Source organism: Sphingomonas sp. PP-CE-3G-477 (assembly GCF_003050745.1).
Classification (GTDB): Bacteria; Pseudomonadota; Alphaproteobacteria; order Sphingomonadales; family Sphingomonadaceae; genus Sphingomonas.
In genome coordinates this window covers 155,075-176,894 of sequence record NZ_QAOF01000003.1, presented here as the reverse complement: position 1 = coordinate 176,894, position 21,820 = coordinate 155,075, and the positions used below count along the sequence as shown (strand labels likewise).

The following is a 21,820-nucleotide window of genomic DNA, read 5'->3' as shown; positions in this document are numbered from 1 at the left end:
GAACACATCTTCTTGCAGCATCAGGGGATGACCCGCCTTGCGGCCGCCGCTATGCCGCAGCCATGACCGAAGCTGCGATCGCAATCTCGAACCTTTGCAAGACCTACGCGCCCGTCGGCACCGCCCCGCCCAAGCGCGCGCTAGACGGCGTGACGTTCGACGTCCCCCGCGGCCAGATCTTCGGGCTGCTCGGCCCCAACGGCGCAGGCAAGTCCACGCTGATCAACATCCTCGCCGGCCTGGTCAACAAGACCGACGGCAGCGCCGCGATCTGGGGGTTCGACATCGACGAACACCCGCGCAACGCCAAGGCGTCGATCGGCATCGTCAACCAGGAGATCCTGTTCGATCCGTTTTTCTCGCCGTTCGAGACGCTGGAAATCCAGGCCGGCCTCTACGGCGTCCCCAAGGCAAAGCGCCGCACGATGGAGTTGCTCCGCGCGGTGCATCTGGAGGACAAGGCGCACGCCTATGCCCGCACGCTGTCGGGCGGGATGAAGCGTCGCCTGATGGTCGCGAAAGCGATGGTCCACTCGCCCCCGGTCCTCGTACTCGATGAGCCGACCGCAGGCGTCGACATCGAGCTCCGCCAACAGCTCTGGACCTATGTCCGCGGCCTCAACCAAGCCGGCGTGACGGTGGTCCTCACCACGCATTATCTCGAGGAAGCCGAGGAACTCTGCGACCGGATCGCGATCATCAACAACGGTCGCCTGATCGCGAACGAACCGACGCGCGAGCTGGTCGGCAAGGCGCAGGAGAAAATTGTCGCCGTCACCGTCGATCGCGACGTGACCGACATCCCCGCCAACGCCTGCTTCCAGAAGATCGCGCTCAAGGGCAATCGCACCCTCGAAATCACCTACAAGAAGGACCGCGTGAACGCCGGCGAAGTCCTCGCCGCGATCCAATCCGGTGGCTTCGGCATCGTCGACGTCTCGACCAAGGAACCCGATCTCGAGGACGTCTTCCTCAGCCTGACCCGCGCCGCCAACGCATGACGAGCGACATCCTGATCGTCGGCTCGGGCGCCGCAGGTCTAACCGCGGCACTCAACCTTGCCGACCGCTTCAAGGTCACGGTGTTAGCCAAGGGCGCGCTCAACGAAGGCTCGACCGCGTGGGCGCAGGGCGGGATCGCCGCGGTACTCGAACCCGGCGACACGTTCGAAAACCATGTCGAGGATACGATGGTCGCCGGCGCCGGGCTCAACGACCGCGCGATCGTTGAGATGGTCGTCGAAGGTGCCCCCGCTGCGATCGAGCGCCTCACGCATCTCGGCGTCCCGTTCGAGACCGAAGGCAACGCGCTCCACCTCACCCGCGAGGGTGGCCACAGCCATCGCCGCATCGTCCACGTCGCCGACGCGACCGGCTGGGCGGTGCAGGAGGCGTTGCAGAAGGCCGCCGAAGCACACCCGAACATCACGCTCGTGCCCGACCAGATCGCGATCGACCTCGCCACCGGCCGTCACGAGGAACGCTATTCGGGGTCCGGCAACGTCTGGGGCGTCTACGCGGTCGACCGCAAGACCGAACGCGTCGCCCTCTACACCGCGCGCGCGACGATCCTCGCGACCGGCGGCGCTGGCCGCACCTATTTGTTCTCGACCGCCCCCCGCGGCGCGACCGGCGACGGCATCGCGATGGCGTGGCGAGCGGGCGCGCGCGTCTCCAACATGGAGATGATGCAGTTCCACCCGACCTGCCTCTACAATCTGGAGGTCAAGAATTTCCTGATCACGGAAGCGGTCCGCGGCGAAGGCGGGCGATTGATCAACCCGTCGACCGGCAAGCGTTTCATGACCTATTACGACCCCGCGCGGATGGAGCTCGCCCCCCGCGATATCGTCGCGCGCGCGATCGACGCCGAGATCAAGCGCTACGGGCTCGACTACGTCCATCTCGACATCAGCCACATGCCCGCCGAGTTCATTCGCCATCACTTCCCGAATATCCACGAAAAGCTGCTCGGTCTCGGCATCGACATGACGACGCAGCCGATCCCGGTCGTCCCCGCGCAGCACTATACCTGCGGCGGCATCGTCATCGACGAACACGGCAAGACCGATCTCCCTGGCCTGTATGCCGCAGGCGAGTGCACCGAGTCCGGCCTGCATGGCGCCAACCGGCTCGCGTCAAATTCGCTGCTCGAATGCTTCGTGTTCGGCGAGGCGGCGGCGGACAGCATCGCCGCTGCGTGGGACACGCTCCCCCCGCCCCCGCCGATCCGCCCCTGGGATGAAAGCCGCGTAACGGACTCGGACGAAGAAGTCGTGATCAAGCAGACCTGGACCGAAATCCGGCGCTTCATGTGGAATTACGTCGGCATCGTCCGCACCACCAAGCGGCTCGAACGCGCCAAGCACCGCATCGAATTGCTCAACGACGAGGTCGCGGAATATTACCAGCATTTCCGCGTTACGCCCGACCTGATCGAGTTGCGCAACCTGCTCCAGACCGCCGAGCTGATCGTGCGATCCGCGCTGCATCGGCACGAAAGCCGCGGGCTGCACTTCACGCTCGATTACCCCGAGACGCTGCCGGAGGCGGTCGATACGGTTCTCGTTCCATAGGATGACGGCGGCTCGGCGCTTCGTCGGCGCGCTTCGTCGCAGCGACGTGCCGCCGCAGTTTCACGTGGCCGATCAACGGATAAGGATCGATGCTTCAGTGCAGGGCGTTCAATCCATCATGACATCGGCGAGTGCGTTCAAGCGTCTTCTGGCAACCGCCCTGTTCGGCACGGCGCTCGCCGGATGCGGATCGGCGTCGCGGCCGACCCCGCCCGCCGTATCGCCGGTGCATCAGTCCGAGGGGTTCGTGTCGATCCCGGTGCCGCCGCCCCTGCCACGTACGCCGCGACCCGCGCCCGCTGGTCTCGTCAACGCGATCTCCGAACTGCAGAGCGGGTTCCAGGGCAAGGCTGGCATCGCAATACGCGCAGTCGACGATGGCTGGACGGTCGAGGCCGGCGGGCGCCAGTTGCTGCCGCAGCAATCGGTCAGCAAGCTCTGGGTCGCGATGACCGTGATGGACCTGCGCGACCAGGGCAAGATCCGCCTCGACGAGCCGATCCTCGTGCGGCCGCAGGACCTGACGCTGTTCCACCAGCCGATCGCGATGCTGGTGAAGGGCGACGGCTATCGGACGACGGTCGGCGAATTGCTGACGCGCGCGCTGACGCATAGCGACAATACCGCAAACGACCGGTTGCTTACGCGTGTCGGCGGGCCGTCTGCGGTACGGTCGATGATCGAGCGGAAACGACTTGGCGCGATCCGGTTCGGGCCGGGCGAGCGGTTGTTGCAGAGCGGCACGGCGGGGCTGGTTTGGCAGCCGTCCTACGCGGTCAACGGTGGCTTCATGACGGCACGCAACCGGCTGTCGCCCGCGGTGCGCGAGGCTGCGCTGAACGCGTATGTGCGCAATCCGCCCGACGGCGCTGCGCCGATCGCGATCGCCGATGCGATCGCTCGGCTGGCGAAAGGCGATCTGTTGTCGGAGACCTCGACCAAGATCCTCCTCGACACGATGGGCCGCTCGGTAACCGGCCGCGCTCGCCTGCGCGCCGCGCTTCCGGGCGGCTGGGAGATCGCGCACAAGACCGGCACCGGCCAGGACCTCGGCCGCCGCAACGCCGGCTTCAACGACGTCGGCCTCCTCACCGCCCCCGATGGCCGTCGGTATGGAATCGCAGTGATGATCGGCGACACGATCCGGCCGATGCCCGAACGCCAGAAACTGATTCAGGCGGCCGCGGCGGCGGTGGCCAACTATGCGGGCACCACGCGCCCAAGAGGCTGATGCTCCCGTGCTGCAGTGCGGCATGGGGTGGCCGAGACCGTGTGCCAGCGCGCTATTCGAACGCAGCCTCAAACACCGTCTTGGTGTGACTTTATCGTAACCTTTGGGACTGCGCGGGATGGCCAGCAAGCGGCTCGCCCTAAACCGCTACGTCCAGCCGTTCCACGCAGACCGCAGCGACCGCCGGTCAGTCGAACCCGTTCGCCAGGAACCGCTCCGCAACCGCACAGTGCATCGCGATCCCGTGCGCCATCACGCGCTCGTCGATCGTCATCTTCGTGTTGTGGAGCGGCGGGTTGGTACGCGGATCGCTACCCTCGGGCGCCGCGCCGATGAACGCCATCGCGCCGGGGAGCTTCTGGAGGACGTATGAGAAGTCCTCCGCGCCCATCATCGGCGGCATCACCTGATACGCGTCCGCGCCGCCGATTGCTGTCGCGCACGCCTTCATCAGGTCGGTCGCGCGTTCATCGTTGACGGTGACGGGGTAGCCCTCCTCGATCGTCGGCGTGCCGATGGCGCCGTGCGCCGCGGCGATGCCCTCGACCATGCGGATAAACGCCGTGCGGACCTGCTCGCGCATGCGCTCCGAGAGAGTGCGCATCGTGCCGAGCATCTCGACGGTCGACGGAATGACGTTGTGCGCGCTGCCGGCATTAAGCTTGGTGATCGAAAGCACCGCAGGATCGGTTACGGCAACCTGCCGCGCAACATAGGTCTGGAGCGCGGTAACGATCTCGCAGGCGATCGGCAACGGATCGAGGCAGTCGTGCGGCATCGCGGCATGGCCACCGCGACCGGTGATCGTCGCACGAAGCGTGTCGGTCGACGCCATCAGCGTGCCCGCGCGGCTGACGACATGCCCCATCGGCATGTTCGGCGAGATGTGAAGCGCGAAGCCCGCCTCGGGGAGCGGTGAGTCGAGCAGGCCGTCGGCGATCATGTGCCGCGCGCCGTGATGGCCCTCCTCGCCCGGCTGGAACATGAAGACGACCGTACCGGGGAGTTCGTCACGCCGCGCGCACAACGCCTTGGCCGCACCGACCAGCATCGCGGTATGCGAGTCATGCCCGCAGGCATGCATCGCGCCGTCGATCTTCGACGCGAACGGCAGGCCGGTTTCCTCCTGCATCGGCAACGCGTCCATGTCGCCGCGGAGCAGTACCGTCCGCCCGTTGCCGCCGGCCGTGCCACCTCGCCCGCCGCGCAGGATCGCGACGAAGCCGGTGGTCGAGGTCCCTTCGCGGATCTCGAGCGGGAGCCCGGCGAGCGCGGACTTCACCTTGTCCGAAGTGCGCGGGCAGTGGAGGCCGACCTCGGGATCGGCGTGGATCGCGCGCCGGAGTGTGATCGCATCGTCGAGACTGTCTTCACCGACAACAGTCCAGTCGGTCGGGGTCCAGTCGGTGGTAGATTCGAAATCGAGGGACATGTCTGACTCCTTGAAAACTGGCTTCCACCCCGGCGGAGGCCGGGGCCCAATTGGGAAGGTCGATATAACGGAGCGCCGTCCGACATTACCTCCGTTCCGCAATTGGGCCCCGGCTTTCGCCGGGGTGGTATATTTGTTTGGGGCGGCTCGGCCCCCTATCATGTGGGCAGTCTACCCCCGGAAGAGGCCGCCTAAAACCCCGCGCAGGACTGTGCCGACCAAGCCCCCGCTCGACGACGACCGCCGCGATTTCGTCCCGAAGACTTGCTTGCCGATCTCGTTCGCTACCTGCCGCCCAATCGACGAACTTGCCGCGCGTGTCGCCGACGATGCCATCTTGGTCCAGGGCGAGTTCGCCGCCTCGCGGTCGGCCTCGCGCTGCTGGCGGTCCACCTCGCGTTGGTCCGCAATGCGAGCGCGTTCCGCTTCTTTCGCAGCCTTTGCATCGAGCTTCGCCTGCGCCGCCGCGGCCTTATCCGCCTCGGTCGTCGCCTTAGCCTCTGCCGCCGCGGCACTCGCCTCCTGCGTCTTCGCCGCCAGCAACTCCTCCGCCGACTCGCGATCGACCAGCGTGTTGTACTTCGCACCGATCGCATCGGTCTCGATCATCACCTTCCGCTCGGCCGGCGTGATCGGGCCGACGCGTGACGCTGGCGGCTTGATCAGCGTGCGTTCGACCGGCGTCGGCGCGCCATCCGCCTGGAGTAGCGACACCAGCGCCTCGCCGACCTTCAATTCGGTGATGATCGTCGCGACATCAACGCCGGGATTCGCGCGGAACGTCTCCGCTGCCGAGCGCACCGCCGCCTGGTCGCGCGGCGTGAACGCGCGCAGCGCATGCTGAACGCGGTTGCCGAGCTGCCCCGCGACCGTGTCGGGGATATCGATCGGGTTCTGCGTGATGAAATACACGCCCACGCCCTTCGAGCGGATCAGGCGGACGACCTGTTCGATCTTCTCCAGCAGCGCTTTTGGCGCCTCGTCGAACAGCAGATGCGCCTCGTCGAAGAAGAAGCACAGCACCGGCTTGTCGGGATCGCCGATCTCGGGAAGATGCTCGAACAGCTCGCTCATCAGCCACAGCAGGAACGTCGCATACAGTTTCGGCGAGGCCATCAGCTTGTCCGCGGCGAGGATGTTGACGATCCCCCGCCCCTTGTCGTCGACGCCGATGAAGTCGTTCATCTCGAGCGCCGGCTCACCGAAGAAATTCTCCGCACCCTGCGTGCGCAACTGGAGCAGCGACCGCTGGATCGCGCCGATCGATTGCTTCGAGACGTTCCCGTACGTCACCGTCAACTCGTCGGCCCGCGCGGCGCATTCGGTCAGCATCGCCTGGAGATCATCGAGGTCGATCAGCAGCAGCCCCTCCTTGTCGGCGACGTGGAAGGCGATCGTCAGCACGCCCTCCTGCACCTCGTTCAGGTCCATCAGCCGCGCCAGCAACAGCGGCCCCATTTCGCTGATCGTGGTGCGGATCGGATGTCCCTGCTCGCCGAACAGGTCCCAGAACTGCACCGGGTTGTCGGCATAGGCCCAGCTATCGTCGCCGATCGCCTTCGCGCGTTCGGCGAAGGTCGCTTGCGTCTTCGCGGTCGGCGACCCCGCCATCGCGAGCCCCGAAAGATCACCCTTCACGTCGGCGACGAAGCACGGAACGCCGTTCGCGGAAAAGCCCTCGATGATCCCCTGCAACGTCACCGTCTTGCCGGTACCGGTCGCCCCCGCGATCAGGCCGTGGCGGTTCGCGCGCTTCAGTTCGAGCGTCTGCGGCTTGCCGTCCACGCTGGCGCCGATGAAGATGCCGTCGGTCATGGGTCTCCTCCTCTGTATGCGGCGCCAACCCTAACCTCGCGCGCCACAAAGAAAAAGGACCGCCGCTCAGAGGAGCGACGGTCCTTTATAATCGATCGTGTCGGTCGTGGATTACTTGATCTTGACCGGCAGGAACTGCGCCGGGGTACGTCCACGCTTGACCTGCAACAGGACCTGCGGGCGACCAGCCGCCTTGGCAACGTTGACCGCGTTCTGGACGTCGACCGCGGTGCGGACGGGGGTGCCGTTGACCGAGATGATGACGTCGCCGCGCTTCAGCTTGCCGAACGCATCGCTGGTCTGCGCGACCACGGCGATCACGACACCCTGCGTACCTGCCTCGACGCCCACCGCCTGCGCGATAGCCGGGGTCAGCGGCTGGACGCCGATCCCGAGCGCTGCGCCTGCCGTCGGTGCGGCGGGGGTGGCGGAATCGTCGCCATCATCGCCGTCGTCGGTGCCGAAGCCCTGCGCATCGCCGCCGACCACTGCCGCCAGCTTATCTGCGCTGGGCCGCGGTACGACGACCACGTTGGCAACCACCGGCTTGCCGTTACGCAGGATGTCGAGACGCGCGGTCTGACCAGGCTTCACGTTAGAGACGAGGTAGGACAGCGACTGTTCGGCGGTCACCGGCGTACCGTTGACCTTGGTCACGACGTCACCGGCACGTACGCCAGCCTTCGCCGAAGGACCGCCGGCAGTCACGTCGTTAATCAGCTCGCCTGAGTTCTTGGCGATACCAAGCGCTGCCGCCGTATCCTCGTCAATCGGGCCGCTACGACCTAATTGCACGCCGATGTAACCGCGCTCGATCGTCCCGCCCTTCATGAAGGTCGCGATGATCGGCTTGGCGACGGCTGCGGGAATCGCGAAGCCAATGCCGATGTTGCCGCCCGACTGGCTGAAGATCTGCGAGTTCACGCCGATCACGTTGCCGTTCAGATCGAACATCGGGCCACCCGAGTTGCCCTGGTTGATCGATGCGTCAGTCTGGATGAAGCGATCATACGCGCCGCCCTGACCCGTGACGCGGTTGATCGCCGAGACGATACCCGCGGTGACGGTGCCGCCAAGCCCGAACGGTTCGCCGATCGCGACGACCCAGTCGCCGACGCGCGCGCCGTTCGAATCACCGAACTTCACGAACGGCAGGTTGGCCGCATCGATCTTCAGCAGCGCCAGATCCGAGTCCTGATCCTTGCCGATGACCTTGGCGACATATTCCTTCTTGTCGCTGAGCGTCACGGTGATCGAGTCGACCGTCGCACCCTGCGCTCCAGGCGAGATCACATGGTTGTTGGTTACGACATAGCCGTCGGGCGAGATCAGGAAGCCCGAACCGAGCGAGGCGCCTTCGCGCTTCACCGGCGCGCCACCCTGGCCACCGCCGCCCATGCCGCCGAACAGGTCGCCGAACGGCGTGCCCGCGAACGGATTGGCCTGCTGCTTCTGGACGATCGTCTGCTTGGTCGAGATGTTGACGACCGCAGGCTGGAGCCGCGCGACCATGTCGGCGAAGCTCATCGGCGCGCCGGGTTTCGGCGAGACCGCCTGGATCGCACCGGGTTCGTTCTGCGCGACCTGCGCGCCGCTCGGCTGGAGCGCGAGCGTCGCGGTCGCGCCGCCGAGGAGAAGAGCACTGGTAATGGCGTAGGCGTAACGCACTAGATGTTGTCCTCTCGTTTCATCAATCGAAACAGGTATCCCGTAGGGACACCGTCCTGAATGATGCTTGAATATGAACGGGGGTTCAAAGGTTCCGCAGGCTCAACGCCCGCGGCCCTCGAATTCCCTCAGGTAACTGTTGTTCGGCGAAAGAATGATCGAGGTCGATCCTTCCGGTGCCGGGCCACCATCCGCGCCGAACGTGTGGCGATACGACTGCATCGCGCGGTAGAAGTCGTAGAAATCGGCGTCCTTGCCGAAGCTCTCGGCATAGATCTTCGCCGAATCCGCGTCGGCCTGCGCACGGACGATCTGCGCCTGCTTCTGGCCCTCGGCACGGATCGTGATCGCCTCCTGCTGACGAGCGCTCGACATGCGCTTGAGCGCGCTTTCGAGCGGAAGACCGACGGGGAGGTTCGCCTGCTTGATACGGACGTCGACGATCTCGACACCGTACTGGCTGGCGACACGCTGGAGACCCTTCTGGATGTTGTCCATCAGTTCCGACCGTTCGGGGCTGAGCAGTTCGACGAAGCGCCGCTTGCCCAGCTCGTTACGCAGCGCAGAGCCCAGGATCGGACGAAGCTGATCGGGAATCCGGTCCTCGCTACCGACCGCATTACGCATCTTCCGCGGATCGACGATCCGGTAGCGCGCATACGCATCGACCTCAAGCCGGAGCTGGTCGGTCGACAGCACCAGCGTGTTGTCGAGTTCGAGATCCTGCACGCGCTTGTCGATCCAGACGATCCGGTCGACGAACGGAATGCGCGCAATCAGGCCGGCGCCGGTCTGACCGAACGGCGTGTTCGGCTGCCACGCGTTGACCGTACGGATCGGCTGGCCGAAGCGAAGGATCACCGCCTGCTTGGTCTCGGGCACGATCGCGAACGTCGATGCGGCGAGGATCACCAGCAACAAAGCGATGATCCCGGCGACGATCGGATTGCGGAAACTCACGACGTTCACTGGGCAGCTCCAGGTTGAGCTTGGGGTGCCGCTGCGGCAGCGGCGGGCGCTGGCGTGACTACCTCGGGATTCGGCAGGCGCTTGGCGTTCGACAGCGGAAGATACGGCACCACACCGCCCGGCGTCTCAACGATCGTCTTGTCGCTCTTGGCGAGTACCGCCTCCATCGTCTCGTAATACATGCGGCGACGCGTCACTTCCGGCGCGAGCTTGTACTGCTCGTAGACCTTGTCGAACGACGCGGCCTCGCCCTGCGCGCGTGCCACGACCTGCTGCGCATACGAGCGCGACTGGTTGAGGTTGGCGATCGCCTCTTGCTGCGAGGCGGTGACCGCGTTGAAATCCTCGACGATCCGCGCGGGCGCAGCGGCCTGCTTGATCGCAACGCCCTGAATCCGGACGCCCGACTTATAGTCGTTGAGGATCTGCTGCGTGAGTTCGGCGACACGCTGCTCGATTACGGTACGGCCAGTTCCGATCGCCTGATCGAGCGTCGTCGTGGCGACCACCGCGCGCATGGCGCTCTCGGCGGCGGCGCGGACGGTCTCGTTCGGCTCTGCAAGCTGGAACACGTAATCGCGCGGATCGGCGATGTCCCAGCGTACCGAATACGCCAAGTCAATTATGTTCTGGTCGCCAGTAAGCGTCAGGTTCTCGCCGTCACCGACGGGAAAATTGTCCGTGCGGATCTTCTGCACATCGACCACCGTCACGTCGGCGATCGGCGCGGGCATCGTCAGGCGAACGCCCGGATCGAGCGTGCCGGCGTATTTGCCGAAATAGGTGACGACGCCGCGCTGCTGCGGGCCGATCTGATGGACCGAGGTGAAAAGGATCCACACGACCGCGATAATCGCGACGCCGATCGCCCACAGCGCGCGGGCGTTGGCGCCCGAGGGCAGGCCGCCGAAGCCGCCCGTGCCGCCACCGCCGCCGCCCGATCCGCGCGCTTTCCGCAGGAACTCGTCGAGCGCGGTGGGCTTGGCAGCAGGCTTGCGGCCACCTGGAGGTTGCGCCCAGGGATTGCGTGGGCCGCTGTTACCGTCGTCGCCCGAGCCGCCCCAGGGGCCTTTCGGTGTTTCGGTGGCGAGGATATCGGGGCGCTGGAACCAGCGCGAGAAGATCGTCATACCAACCTTTATAGGTGTGCGCTGGCGGAAAAACAGTGCCAAGCGGCCTTCGCGGCCCTATCTGGCGCGGATGATCGACATCGAAGGCGTAAAGGCGGCGGTTGCTGCAGTAGCGGGCAAGCGGGCGACCGTCCGGCTCGAGGGAACCCGGGCTGGTATCATCATCGATGCGACCGAGCTCGACCCGCAGGCGCGCGATGCGCTGGAGGCGACCGTGCGGATGGCCGCGACCCAGCCCGGCATCTCCGAAGTACGGATCGCCGTAACGGCCGAACGCTCCACGCGGAGGCTCATCGCGGTGGCCAGCGGCAAGGGCGGCGTCGGCAAATCGACGCTTGCCGCCAACTTGGCCATCGCGATGTCGCGTGCGGGGCGCCGCGTCGGGCTGGTCGACGCCGATATCTACGGCCCGTCGCAGCCCCGCCTGATGAACGTCGAGGGCACCCGCCCGACCGCCAAGGACAAGGTGCTCGACCCCGTCCCCACCCCGTACGGTGTGCCGCTATTATCGATGGGCCAGCTCGTCGAGCCGGGCAAGGCTATCGCGTGGCGCGGGCCGATGGCGGCGGGTGCGCTCGGCCAGTTGGTCGAGGCGGATTGGGGCGTGACCGATACGCTTGTGCTCGATCTCCCCCCCGGCACCGGCGACGTCCAGCTGACTATGGTCCAGAAATACCGACCGGCGGGGGCGGTCATCGTCTCCACCCCGCAGGATCTCGCGCTGATCGACGCCCGCCGCGCGATCGACCTGTTCGAGAAGGCCGGCATCCCGATCATCGGGCTGGTCGAGAACATGGCCGGCTATATCTGCCCGCATTGCGGCGAGGCGTCGGACCCGTTCGGCAACGGCGGCGCGGAGGCGGCGGCACGCGAACTCGGCATCCCGTTCCTCGGCCGCGTGCCGCTGACGATCTCGATCCGCACCGCCTCCGATGCGGGCACCCCGCCCGCCTCGAACCCCGATGATACGGTGTTCATGCCGATTGCGGCTCAGGTCGTCGCATGGCTCGGGAAACTGTGAAACCCACGGGCCTGATCCACGTTGTCTGATTACCGGTCGTACCCGACGTGATGAGTTGCGGTACGAGCGGACCAGGTTTCCCCGACAGGAGAGCATCGATGCCGTTGACCGCCGATGCCGACATCAAGTCCCTACTCGAAGGCGCCCGCACGATCGCGATGATCGGCGCCTCCGACCGTCCCGACCGCCCCTCCTACGGCGTGATGGCAAAGCTTCAGGCGCATGGGTACCGCGTGATCCCGGTCAATCCGCAGATCACCGGTGAGCACATCCACGGCGAGTTCGTCTTTCGCGACCTGTCGCAACTCGGCGATCCGATCGACATTGTCGATATATTCCGCAACTCGACCGCCGCCGGTGAAGCGGTCGATCAGGCGATCGCGGCGGGGGCGAAGGCGGTCTGGATGCAGCTCGGCGTCGTCAACCAGGAGGCCGCGACGCGTGCGGAAGCTGCCGGGCTGAAAGTGGTGATGGACCGGTGTCCGGCGATCGACATCCCTCGGCTCGGGGTCGCCAAGATCGAGCAATGACGCTTGCCCTTACCGGCGATCGCGGCCAGTCTGCGAGCCTGTCCGGGAGGCGCCGATGCTCGCGATGCTGCTGTCGATGGTGATCGAAGACCCGCTGATGGCGACTGCGAAGGCGCGGATGGCCGCCGAGCAACCCTGTATCCAGAGCGCCGACGAGACCGATATCACGGTCTGCGGGATGCGCACCGCCGACCGGTATCGCGTGCCGTTCTTGGTTCATGACGCTGGCGACCCCAAGCACGAGAGTGTCCGCGACGAACGTACTCGTCTACTACATCGCACATCTCCGCTCGCCGATCTCGGTCCATTCCAAGTCGGTGGCGGGATGGCGGGCGTCACCATGACGGTTGGCGGCGGAGACGGCACGTCGTTCCGCAAGCCTGCGCCGTAAGGACCTGATCATGTTTGCAATAGTCCTGTCCACGCTGCTTCAGGTGTCGGCCCACACCGCCGCCCCGGCGGCACCGCCCTTGCCGGAACACTTCTCGATCCTCGTCGATCCATGCGCGACGCAGACGCAGGACGGCAACGAGATCATCGTCTGCGGTAAATCCGCGACGACGACGCCGCGGCTGCCGATGCGCGACGATCGCGGCCCGTCCGATCACGCGGTTGCCTCCAACCCCAACCTCAGCGCCGTCCGCGCGCTCGATCTGTCGGATACGCCGTGTGCGGCTCGACAGGGGGGATGCCAGGTTGGCTTCGGCCCGCCGATCGCCCCAATCGCGAAGGCCGCAGTAGGGTTGATCAAAAGCGCCCTCGCCAAGAAACCCGACAAGCGCGGCCGCGTGCCGATCGATCTCGACGGTCCCGTCGGTACCGTGAACTAGGCGGAAGGCTGCATAGCCCCGTTTCGCCCTTTCACGGGCCTCCCTGCCGCTACGCCGATCGTCGCGCCGCTGTAGATCGCTGTTCGCTGGTCAAGAACACGGGCGAAGTCGCAATCGGTACGACGGATTGCCGATAGAGAGACGTCCTCCCCTCCCTAAACGGGAGGGGAGGATAAGTAGTATTAATCTAGGATATGCATCCACATCGGCTGCCCTACGAGACTCTGCGACCCGCGCAGTTTCTCCAGCGCCTGCGCGATCGAGCGTTCCGGGCTCTCGTGAGTCACGATCGCCACCAGCACGCTACCATCAGCGATCGCGCCGCGCTGGATCAGGCTTTCGATCGAGACGCCCGCGTCGCGCATCGCCGCCGCGATCTCGGCCAGCACGCCGACCCGGTCCGCCACGGTAAAGCGGAGATACGCGCGGCCGCGTCGCTCGCCGCTGTCCGCCTTAGGTGCCGCCGTGAGCGAGACCACCGGCATCGCGAACGGAGGTCCAAACTCGCCGCGGGCGATGTCGATCAGGTCTGCGACCACGGCGCTTGCGGTCGGACCATCGCCCGCACCCGCACCCTGGAACAACAGGCGACCGACGAAATTGCCTTCCGCCACGACCGCGTTCAGCGATCCGGTGACGTGCGCCAGCGGATGATCGATCGGCACCAGATGCGGATGCACGCGCTGGAACAGCCCGTCCGCCCCCGCCTCCGCCAGCCCAAGCAGCCGGACGCGGTAACCCAAAGCCGCCGCTTCTGCGATGTCCGCGCCCAGCAGATGCCGGATGCCGCTGATCGCAACGTCGTCGAACGCCGGCTGAGTCCCGAACGCGACCGCCGCGAGGATCGACAGCTTGTGCGCCGCGTCGACTCCGTCGATGTCGAAGCTTGGATCGGACTCGGCGAACCCGAGCGCCTGCGCTTCGGCGAGCACCTCGGCAAAGTCGCGGCCTTCCGATTCCATCTTCGACAGGATGAAATTGCAGGTGCCGTTGAGAATGCCGTACACGCGAGCGATCTCGTTAGCCGCAGCGCCTTCCCGCAGCCCCTTGATGACCGGAATGCCGCCCGCGACCGCTGCCTCGAACTTCAACGCGACCCCGGCGCCCTCTGCCGCTTGCGCGAGTTCGAGCCCGTGATGCGCGATCATCGCCTTGTTCGCGGTGACGAAGTTACGCCCGGCCGCCAGCGTGCTGCGCGCCAAGGTCAACGCGGGGCCGTCCGATCCGCCGATCAGCTCGACCACGACATCCGCACCCGGCTGTTTCGCCAGTGCGGTCGTATCGTCGACCCACGCGAACCGCGACAGGTCGACGCCGCGATCCTTGCCGCGATCTCGCGCGGAAACCGCGACGATCTCAATCGGCCGGCCGGCCCGCTTGGCAATCAACTCGCGGTTCGCATCCAGCAATCGGATCACACCGCCGCCGACGGTTCCCAGCCCAGCAAGGGCTACGCGCAATGGTTCGCTCATTTTCGTCCTCCACTCGCGCGTCCGGTTACGTTTCGGCGGACGTTTGCGCAATCCTGATGACGCACGCGCGCGGCGCCCCTATCTGGGCGCTATGTCCGGCCGCTTCGATCACCTCCCCAACCGTCGCACGATCATCGATCGCCGCGCCGTCGCCGAAACGATTGCCGCGTTGGAGGGGGTCGACCCCACCGCGCTACGCCGCGAAGCGACCACGCTTCTGAAGGCCGCGCTTGATAAAGGCCGGGTCGAGGTCGAACGCCGCCTCGTCGAACATCCATCCCGCGGGCTCGAAGCGTCAGGGGCGCAAGCGTATCTGATCGACGCGCTGCTCCGCATCCTGTTCGATTTCACCACGCAGCGGCTGTACCCGCTGCCCAACCCGACGATCGGCGAGCGCCTGACGGTGATCGCGGTCGGTGGTTACGGCCGCGCGGAAATGGCGCCGCATTCGGACGTCGATATCGGCTTCCTCACCCCCGGCAAGCAGACGCCCTGGGCCGAGCGCGTGATCGAATCGATGCTGTACGCGCTGTGGGATCTCGGGCTAAAGCTGGGCCAGTCCAGCCGCTCGCTCGACGAGATGGTCCGCCAGGCCAAGAGCGACGTCACCGTCCGCACCGCGCTTCTCGAAGCACGCTATGTTTGCGGCGATACCGAACTGTACGAGCAGGCGTCGCACCGCTTCAAGACCGAGGTTCAGGCGGACACTGCGCGCACCTTCATCGCCGACAAGCTCGCCGAGCGCGACGCGCGCCACCGCAAGATGGGCGACACGCGCTATGTCGTCGAACCCAACGTCAAGGAGGGCAAGGGCGGCCTGCGCGATCTTCACGCTTTGTTTTGGATCGGCAAATACATCTACGACGTCCAGCGCGCCGCCGAACTGGTCGAGGTCGGGCTGTTCACCAAGGCCGAATACCGGCTGTTCCACCGCGCCGACAATTTCTTCCAGGCGGTGCGCTGCCATCTGCACAGCATCACCGGCCGCGCGGAGGACCGTCTGACGTTCGACCTGCAACGCGAGATCGCCGACCGGATGCGGTTCTCCGACCGCCCCGGCAAGTCGAAGGTCGAGCGCTTCATGCAGTTCTACTTCCTGCAGGCAAAAACCGTCGGCACGCTCAGCGGCGTCTTCCTCGCGCATCTCGACGAGAAGTTCGCAGCGCGCGGCCGGCGCTTCGGCTTGCCGACGATCCGCCGTTCGCCGCGGAAGCTCAATGGTTTTGTGCTCGATCGCGGACGGCTGGCGCTGCCTAGCGACGACTTCTTCCAGGCCGATCCCGAACGGCTAATCGAGATCTTCCAGCTCGCCGACAAGCACGGCGTCGAGATCCACCCGCTGGCGATGCGCGCGGCAGCACGGGACGCCAAGCTGGTCGACGACGTCCGCAACAGCCCGACCGCGAACGCGCTGTTCCTCGACGTGCTGACCTCGCCGCGCGATCCCGAACTGGTGCTGCGGTGGATGAACGAGGCGGGCGTGTTCGGCCGTTTCGTGCCCGATTTCGCGCGTGTCGTCGCGCAGATGCAGTTCGACATGTACCACCACTACACCGTCGACGAGCACACCATCCGCGCGATCGGCCTGCTCGCGCGGATCGAGAGTGGCGTGTTGAAGGAGGAGCATCCGCTCGCCAGCGCGATCTTCGAGCAGATCGTGTCGCGGCGTGCGCTGTATGTCGCGGTGCTGTTGCACGACATCGCCAAGGGGCGTGGCGGCGATCACTCGATCCTCGGTGCGGAGGTGGCGCAACGGCTTTGCCCGCGCTTTGGCCTGACGCCCGCCGAGACGGAAACTGTCGCCTGGCTTGTGCGGTGGCATCTGCTGATGTCGGCGACCGCCTTCAAGCGCGACCTCAGCGACTTCAAGACGATCCTCGATTTCTGCGATGTGGTGCAGAGCCCGGAGCGGTTGCGCCTGCTGCTCACGTTGACGATCGTCGATATCCGGGCGGTCGGTCCAGGTGTCTGGAACGGGTGGAAACGCCAGTTGCTCGGCGACCTGTACGAGTCCGCGGAGGAGGTCTTGCGGCTCGGTCACAAGCAGAAGGGGCGTGCCGAGCGGATCGCGGCCAAGCAGGCGCATCTTCGAGACGAACTCGGCTGGAGCGAGGAAACCTTCGCGACGCTCGTGCACCGCCTCCCAGAGGCCTATTGGATCGCCGAACCCGAGGATGTGCTGGCGCACAATGCTCGTTTCCTTGCGACCACGGGCGATGCGCAACTCGCGATCGACGCCCATGTCTATCCGGGGCGTGGCGCGACCTTGGTGACGATCTACGCGGCCGATCACCCGGGGCTGTTCTACCGCATCGCCGGTGCAATCCATGTCGCTGGCGGCAACATCATCGATGCGCGCATCCACACGACGCGTGACGGCATGGCGATCGATAATTTCCTCGTCCAAGACCCGTTCGGGCGGCCGTTCGACGAGTCCGGCCAGCTTTCACGGCTGAAGACCGCGATCGAGGATGCACTCGCCAACCGCGGCAAGCTCGCCGATCGGCTGGTGGCGAAGCCCCTGCCCCGCACGCGGGCGGAGGCGTTCGACATCGTTCCGAATGCGCTGGTCGACAACAAGGCATCGAACCGGTTCACGGTGGTCGAAGTGAACGCGCGTGACCGACCGGCGCTGCTTAACCAACTCGCGAATGCGCTGTTCCAGTCAAAAGTGACGATCCACTCCGCGCATGTCGCGACGTACGGCGAGCGCGCGGTCGACACGTTCTACATCACCGACCTGACTGGCGACCGGATCACGCAGCCCGCGCGGTTGAGGACGTTGGAGCGACGGCTGCTGGCAGCCGCGGCGGGTGAAGAGATCGATCTGGCGGCGTAAGCGCCAATGCGTTCTCCCGCGAAAGCGGAAGCCCAGGGTAAAGGAACGCAGCGCTTGGTATCCTGGACTCCCGCATTAGCGGAAGAACGAAGGAGTGTGAGAGCTATGCCTCTCGCCACGGAAAAGCCGGCCCGCAGCGAACTGCGGGCCGGCTTTTTCACACAATCACCCGATCAGAAGCGCGAGCGCAGCGTCAGGCCGTAGGTGCGTGGCTCGGCGAGGAACGCCGAGTAGAGCGCGTTGCCGGTGCCGCCATAGGCTGCAACGTTGGCCGAAGACCCCGCACCCTGGAACGGCGTGTTGAACGCGACCTGGATGTAGTTCTTGTTGAACACGTTCTGCGCCCAGAATTCGAGCGCCCAGACCTGATCCTTGCCGCGCAAGCCGACGCGCGCGTTGACCACCGCGAAGCCGTCCTGCTTCTTTTCAGGGGCCAGGTCCGATCCCGTATTATAGTCGGATGACAGGCGGCTATCGACGTAGAACAGACCCGACATGCCGTTAGCACCGATATCCGGAGTCCACGCGAACGACGTGGTGACGACGTTCTTGGGCGCGTTGGACAACTGGCTACCCGGCAGCAGGAAGAGTGCCCGGTCGAGTGCCTCGCCGGTGGTCGAGCTGCCGATCAGGTTCTTGCGGAAATGCGTGTCGGCATAGGTGTAGCCTGCGGTGAACGTGACCTGCTTGATCGGCGACATCGTCGCTTCCAGTTCGACGCCCTGCGAGATCACGCCTGGCTTCTTCGAGCGGTTCGTCGGGCATGTCCCGGTCTGCGCCCCAGTAACGGGGTTGAAGCCGTTGTCCCTGTCGAGCCCGTTGAGATTGTCCTTACACGCCTCGATGTTCTGAACGACGAAGATCGAGCCGTTGAACGTGTTGAGCTGGAAGTCGGTGAACTCTTCACGGAACGCGGCGACATTGAACGTGAACCCACGCGTGTTGAACTTCGCACCGATCTCGTAATTGTTCACCTTTTCGGCGTTGAAGCGCAGGCCGGGTGCATCGGCGTTGGTGCGCGGTGTCAGCACACCGTTTACACCGCCAAGATCCGATCGATCGAGATTGTAGCCACCCGCCTTGTAGCCCTTGGCGTAGGACGCATAGGTCAGCAACTTGGTGAACGGCTTCCACGACAGGACCGCCGTGCCGGTAAATTCGCCGTCGCCGAAGCTGTCGTTCAAGTTCAGGGCGTTGAGTGCGGGGCTGGAGTTACCCGTGCACGTCAACGTGACGATACCCTGCGCAAACGCCGTGGCGCCGCTCTGCGACTGTGTCAGCGGCGCGAGTGCCGCCTGCTGGATCGGGCAAACCGTGTTGTTGTTGTTGAACTTCGCGTTGAACTTCTTCGTTTCATGCGTGTAGCGAAGACCGCCGGTCAGCGACAACGTATCGGTCAGATGCAGGATGTTGTGCGTGAAGAACGCGTAGTTCTCGCTCTTCTGCCGGTAGATCGAGCCGGAATCGCCGACATTGTTGACCCCGCCACCGAGACCTGGACCACCGGTCAGACGATCGAGTGCAGCAGTGATAAGACCACCTGCTCCGGCAGCTCCGCCAAACGCACCGGATACAGTCTGACGCGAGGTCGCACCCGTGGGAAGCACAACGGTGCTGTTCAAACATCCAGGCGAATTCTGTCCCAGTGCGGCAAGCGCTGGGCTAACGTTTGCAACTAGACGGCAGGCTGCGAACTGCCCGTATTGGGCGCCGAAGACGACGTTATCGACGAGCTTAAGCTTCTCGTTCGAGTAGAAACCGCCGACCAGCCAGTCGAGCTTGTCGTTAAACAGCGAACCCTGGAGGCGCGCTTCCTGCGTGAACGTCTTGAACTGGCGGTAGGCGTTGCCGTCCGACGCGCGATGCGTGAGATCGACATTGGTGTAGTCGACATCGCCCGCATTACCCGACTTGTACTGGCGATACGACGTGATCGACGTCAACGTCGCGCCGCCGAGATCCCAGTCGGCCTGCAACGAGCCGCCGTAATCCTTGGTCGTATTCCGGAAGGTCTGGCCCGGCGTGATCGCGACGTCGCGGCTGAACGGATCAGGCGTGTTGCCGGCCAGTGGGAATACCGCACCCTGACGACGCAGGATGTCGACGATGCGGTTCGTGGCGTTGTTGACCACTGCGCCATCGGTGTTGACGGTTCCGAAGAACGGCGCAACGCCCGCCGCGTTCGGCGTTGGATCGGTCGTCTCGACCTGATTGTAGTAGACCGCGCCGCAGCAGCTTTCCTTGCGGTGCGAATAATCGCCGATCAGGCGGAAGCTCAAGGTATCGGTCGGCTTGAACAACAACTGGCCGCGGACGAAGTAACGATCGCGATCGTTGACGCGGCTCTCACTGCCATTGGCCGCCGTGACATTCTTGTAGAAACCGTCGCGGTTCACATAAACACCGTCGACGCGGAAGGCGAGCTTGTCGGCGATCAGCGGGCCGGTGATGCCGCCGGCGAGGCGCTTCTGATCGTAATTGCCATAGGTCGCCTCGGCGTTGCCGTGCCAGTCGAACTCGGGCGAGCGCGTGATGATGTTGATCAGGCCGGCGGATGCATTGCGACCGAACAACGTACCCTGCGGTCCGCGAAGCACTTCGACGCGGTCGATCTCGCCCAGCTCGTTGAGGCCGACACCGGTACGGCTACGATAGACGCCGTCGATGAACACCGCGACCGAGCTTTCGAGGCCGGGATTGTCACCGACCGTACCGATTCCGCGAATACGGGCAGAGGCGTTGGATTCATTACCCGTCGACGAGATGAGCAAAGACGGCGCAAGCTGGTTAAGCGAGCGGATGTCGCTGCCGCCCGAATTCTGCAACGCTTCCTGACCGACTGCGGAAACCGCGATGGGCACGTTCGACAGACGCTCGGAGCGACGCGTTGCGGTGATGACGATGTCGCTGGCGTTCCGACCGTCATCCGCCGCGGCACTCGCGCTAGCCGCCTGCGTGGTGTCGGCATCGGTCGCAGCGCTGGTCTGGCCAGCGACCGACGCGTTGGCGGTACCCTGCGATGGAGAAGCCTGCGCTTCGACGGTGCTAGTCGCCTGCTGCGCGAATGCCGGCGTGACGATCGCCGCGGTCGCAACGGCGGACAACAGATATGCGGTCATACGCATCGGCATTCTCTCCCTGAACATTCGAATTTTTCGAATTTATGGTTTGGACGTTAGATAGAGATATCTCCGTTCCTACGTCTAGTAATTTCCGCATACGGAAAGAGATTTTTGAACATCGTGTCTCAAAAACGCCACACAGCGACATAGACCAAACCCTAGTTTCAAATCGCAACTGTTTGGGAGAGCGGTGGGGCCGAGCGCACCTCTCTATCGAAGAGGCGCCCTGCGTTTTAGCGTCCGAATAAGAGGCACGCTCGTTTGGCAAACGCCAGGGGCGAGCGCACTGACGCGGCAAGGGAGGGCCGCCGCAGTTATTCGCGTCTACTCTAACTGGGCATCGTGTTGAGCGGGGTCGCCCTCCAGACGAGCTAGCTCCGCTGCTTCCATAGCCGGGTGGCACGCAGGGCGCTCCTTTGCCTGCCAGGAGGATGGCCGACGGAGCCGCCATTTGGCTGGAGCGCCATGAGCAACCCAAAACGTGAAAAAGGCTGGCCAGTCCCATTGGACCGACCAGCCTCGAGGCTCACATCGCTGAGGGCAAAGCCCTTGTCGTCGTTACTTAGGTGCGAGCACCATCAGCATCTGGCGGCCTTCCATACGGGGGTACGCCTCGATCTTGGCGATCTCCGCGACGTCGTCCTGAACGCGCTTCAACAGGTTCATGCCGAGCTGGCCGTGGCTGAGTTCGCGACCGCGGAAGCGCAGCGTGATCTTGACCTTGTCGCCCTCGCCGATGAAGTCGTTCACCTTCTTCATCTTCGTGTCGTAGTCATGGTCGTCGATGTTCGGACGCATCTTGATCTCCTTGATCTCCTGCGTCTTCTGCGACTTGCGTGCGAGGTTCGCCTTCTTCTGCGCCTCGTACTTGAACTTGCCGACATCGAGGAACTTGGCGACGGGCGGATCGGCGTTAGGCGACACTTCGACCAGGTCGAGGCCATGCTCGGCTGCCTGCTCGATCGCTTCGCGCGTGTACATCACGCCCAGATTCTCGCCCTCGTGATCGATCACGCGGACCTTCTGGCTCTGGATGAATTCGTTGAATCGCGGGCCGTTCATTGCGGGCGTCTGCATCGGCCGGCGCATCGTGGGAGGACGTATGGGGTTTGCTCCTGAAGTTTCTGACAATATTTGGGCCGGCGTATAGCGCAGAAACCCGCGCTCGGAAAGCCGGCCCCGTTGG

General features: G+C 64.9%; 16 protein-coding genes. 8 read left to right on the top strand and 8 right to left on the bottom strand.

The window, feature by feature from the left end:
• The first annotated feature begins 62 nt into the window (after nucleotides 1–62).
• The 3 genes from C8J45_RS08120 (at nucleotide 63) to C8J45_RS08110 (ending at nucleotide 3,806) form a co-directional block, all read left to right on the top strand.
• Nucleotides 63–1,001: an ABC transporter ATP-binding protein gene (locus C8J45_RS08120; RefSeq protein ID WP_107962765.1), complete on the top strand. Its 939-nt coding sequence runs from the start codon at nucleotides 63–65 to the stop codon at nucleotides 999–1,001.
• Nucleotides 998–2,575 (top strand): L-aspartate oxidase, encoded by a 1,578-nt coding sequence (gene nadB / locus C8J45_RS08115; RefSeq protein WP_107962764.1) that lies wholly within the window; start codon nucleotides 998–1,000, stop codon nucleotides 2,573–2,575. The genes C8J45_RS08120 and nadB overlap by 4 nt, the downstream gene beginning before the upstream one ends.
• Before the next feature lie 118 nt (nucleotides 2,576–2,693).
• Nucleotides 2,694–3,806 carry a serine hydrolase gene (locus C8J45_RS08110; RefSeq protein ID WP_107962991.1) on the top strand — a complete coding sequence of 371 codons (1,113 nt, stop codon included), beginning with the start codon at nucleotides 2,694–2,696 and terminating at the stop codon, nucleotides 3,804–3,806.
• A gap of 187 nt (nucleotides 3,807–3,993) precedes the next feature.
• Here the strand turns inward: C8J45_RS08110 and C8J45_RS08105 are convergent, their stop codons facing one another.
• The 5 genes from C8J45_RS08105 to hflK form a co-directional block, all read right to left on the bottom strand.
• Nucleotides 3,994–5,238, bottom strand: coding sequence for a M20 family metallopeptidase (locus tag C8J45_RS08105; protein ID WP_107962763.1), 1,245 nt, complete (start codon nucleotides 5,236–5,238; stop codon nucleotides 3,994–3,996).
• Between the two features lie 171 nt (nucleotides 5,239–5,409).
• Nucleotides 5,410–7,053 carry a helicase HerA-like domain-containing protein gene (locus C8J45_RS08100; protein ID WP_107962762.1) on the bottom strand — a complete coding sequence of 548 codons (1,644 nt, stop codon included), beginning with the start codon at nucleotides 7,051–7,053 and terminating at the stop codon, nucleotides 5,410–5,412.
• A gap of 111 nt (nucleotides 7,054–7,164) precedes the next feature.
• Entirely contained in the window at nucleotides 7,165–8,721 is a 1,557-nt protein-coding gene (locus C8J45_RS08095) for a Do family serine endopeptidase (RefSeq protein ID WP_107962761.1), read from the bottom strand.
• 102 nt (nucleotides 8,722–8,823) lie between these two features.
• Nucleotides 8,824–9,690, bottom strand: coding sequence for a protease modulator HflC (gene hflC, locus C8J45_RS08090; protein WP_258191363.1), 867 nt, complete (start codon nucleotides 9,688–9,690; stop codon nucleotides 8,824–8,826).
• Nucleotides 9,687–10,820: a protease modulator HflK gene (gene hflK, locus C8J45_RS08085; protein ID WP_107962760.1), complete on the bottom strand. Its 1,134-nt coding sequence runs from the start codon at nucleotides 10,818–10,820 to the stop codon at nucleotides 9,687–9,689. Before hflK ends, hflC begins: the two co-directional genes overlap by 4 nt.
• Nucleotides 10,821–10,890: 70 nt before the next feature.
• On the opposite strand from hflK, the gene C8J45_RS08080 reads away from it, so the two are divergent.
• The 4 genes from C8J45_RS08080 to C8J45_RS08065 all read left to right on the top strand — a co-directional run bounded on the left by C8J45_RS08080 (nucleotide 10,891) and on the right by C8J45_RS08065 (nucleotide 13,201).
• On the top strand, nucleotides 10,891–11,841 hold the full coding sequence (locus C8J45_RS08080; RefSeq protein WP_107962759.1) for an Mrp/NBP35 family ATP-binding protein: 951 nt from the start codon (nucleotides 10,891–10,893) through the stop codon (nucleotides 11,839–11,841).
• Nucleotides 11,842–11,939: 98 nt separating this feature from the next.
• Nucleotides 11,940–12,371: a CoA-binding protein gene (locus tag C8J45_RS08075; RefSeq protein ID WP_107962758.1), complete on the top strand. Its 432-nt coding sequence runs from the start codon at nucleotides 11,940–11,942 to the stop codon at nucleotides 12,369–12,371.
• A 55-nt stretch (nucleotides 12,372–12,426) separates the two neighbouring features.
• Entirely contained in the window at nucleotides 12,427–12,762 is a 336-nt protein-coding gene (locus C8J45_RS08070; RefSeq protein ID WP_107962757.1) for a hypothetical protein, read from the top strand.
• A 10-nt stretch (nucleotides 12,763–12,772) separates the two neighbouring features.
• Entirely contained in the window at nucleotides 12,773–13,201 is a 429-nt protein-coding gene (locus C8J45_RS08065; protein ID WP_107962756.1) for a hypothetical protein, read from the top strand.
• 182 nt (nucleotides 13,202–13,383) lie between these two features.
• Here the strand turns inward: C8J45_RS08065 and C8J45_RS08060 are convergent, their stop codons facing one another.
• Nucleotides 13,384–14,673, bottom strand: coding sequence for a homoserine dehydrogenase (locus C8J45_RS08060; protein WP_107962755.1), 1,290 nt, complete (start codon nucleotides 14,671–14,673; stop codon nucleotides 13,384–13,386).
• A gap of 91 nt (nucleotides 14,674–14,764) precedes the next feature.
• Here C8J45_RS08060 and C8J45_RS08055 point away from each other — a divergent pair, with 91 nt between their 5' ends.
• Nucleotides 14,765–17,512, top strand: a complete 2,748-nt coding sequence (locus C8J45_RS08055) for a [protein-PII] uridylyltransferase (RefSeq protein WP_107962754.1) — start codon at nucleotides 14,765–14,767, stop codon at nucleotides 17,510–17,512.
• Nucleotides 17,513–17,685: 173 nt separating this feature from the next.
• On the opposite strand, the gene C8J45_RS08050 is transcribed toward C8J45_RS08055, so the two are convergent.
• Together C8J45_RS08050 and infC are read right to left on the bottom strand one after the other, a co-directional pair.
• Nucleotides 17,686–20,637 (bottom strand): TonB-dependent receptor, encoded by a 2,952-nt coding sequence (locus tag C8J45_RS08050; protein ID WP_107962990.1) that lies wholly within the window; start codon nucleotides 20,635–20,637, stop codon nucleotides 17,686–17,688.
• Between the two features lie 555 nt (nucleotides 20,638–21,192).
• On the bottom strand, nucleotides 21,193–21,723 hold the full coding sequence (gene infC / locus C8J45_RS08045; RefSeq protein ID WP_031396176.1) for a translation initiation factor IF-3: 531 nt from the start codon (nucleotides 21,721–21,723) through the stop codon (nucleotides 21,193–21,195).
• Nucleotides 21,724–21,820: the final 97 nt, after the last annotated feature.

What these genes read in the sequence shown, in the direction of transcription:
- C8J45_RS08120 (WP_107962765.1), top strand. Translation starts at nt 63, where the DNA reads ATGACCGAAGCTGCGATCGCAATCTCGAACCTTTGCAAGACCTACGCG.
- nadB (WP_107962764.1), top strand. Translation starts at nt 998, where the DNA reads ATGACGAGCGACATCCTGATCGTCGGCTCGGGCGCCGCAGGTCTAACC.
- C8J45_RS08110 (WP_107962991.1), top strand. Translation starts at nt 2,694, where the DNA reads ATGACATCGGCGAGTGCGTTCAAGCGTCTTCTGGCAACCGCCCTGTTC.
- C8J45_RS08105 (WP_107962763.1), bottom strand. Translation starts at nt 5,238, where the DNA reads ATGTCCCTCGATTTCGAATCTACCACCGACTGGACCCCGACCGACTGG.
- C8J45_RS08100 (WP_107962762.1), bottom strand. Translation starts at nt 7,053, where the DNA reads ATGACCGACGGCATCTTCATCGGCGCCAGCGTGGACGGCAAGCCGCAG.
- hflK (WP_107962760.1), bottom strand. Translation starts at nt 10,820, where the DNA reads ATGACGATCTTCTCGCGCTGGTTCCAGCGCCCCGATATCCTCGCCACC.
- C8J45_RS08080 (WP_107962759.1), top strand. Translation starts at nt 10,891, where the DNA reads ATGATCGACATCGAAGGCGTAAAGGCGGCGGTTGCTGCAGTAGCGGGC.
- C8J45_RS08075 (WP_107962758.1), top strand. Translation starts at nt 11,940, where the DNA reads ATGCCGTTGACCGCCGATGCCGACATCAAGTCCCTACTCGAAGGCGCC.
- C8J45_RS08070 (WP_107962757.1), top strand. Translation starts at nt 12,427, where the DNA reads ATGCTCGCGATGCTGCTGTCGATGGTGATCGAAGACCCGCTGATGGCG.
- C8J45_RS08065 (WP_107962756.1), top strand. Translation starts at nt 12,773, where the DNA reads ATGTTTGCAATAGTCCTGTCCACGCTGCTTCAGGTGTCGGCCCACACC.
- C8J45_RS08060 (WP_107962755.1), bottom strand. Translation starts at nt 14,673, where the DNA reads ATGAGCGAACCATTGCGCGTAGCCCTTGCTGGGCTGGGAACCGTCGGC.
- C8J45_RS08055 (WP_107962754.1), top strand. Translation starts at nt 14,765, where the DNA reads ATGTCCGGCCGCTTCGATCACCTCCCCAACCGTCGCACGATCATCGAT.
- C8J45_RS08050 (WP_107962990.1), bottom strand. Translation starts at nt 20,637, where the DNA reads ATGCGTATGACCGCATATCTGTTGTCCGCCGTTGCGACCGCGGCGATC.
- infC (WP_031396176.1), bottom strand. Translation starts at nt 21,723, where the DNA reads ATGCGCCGGCCGATGCAGACGCCCGCAATGAACGGCCCGCGATTCAAC.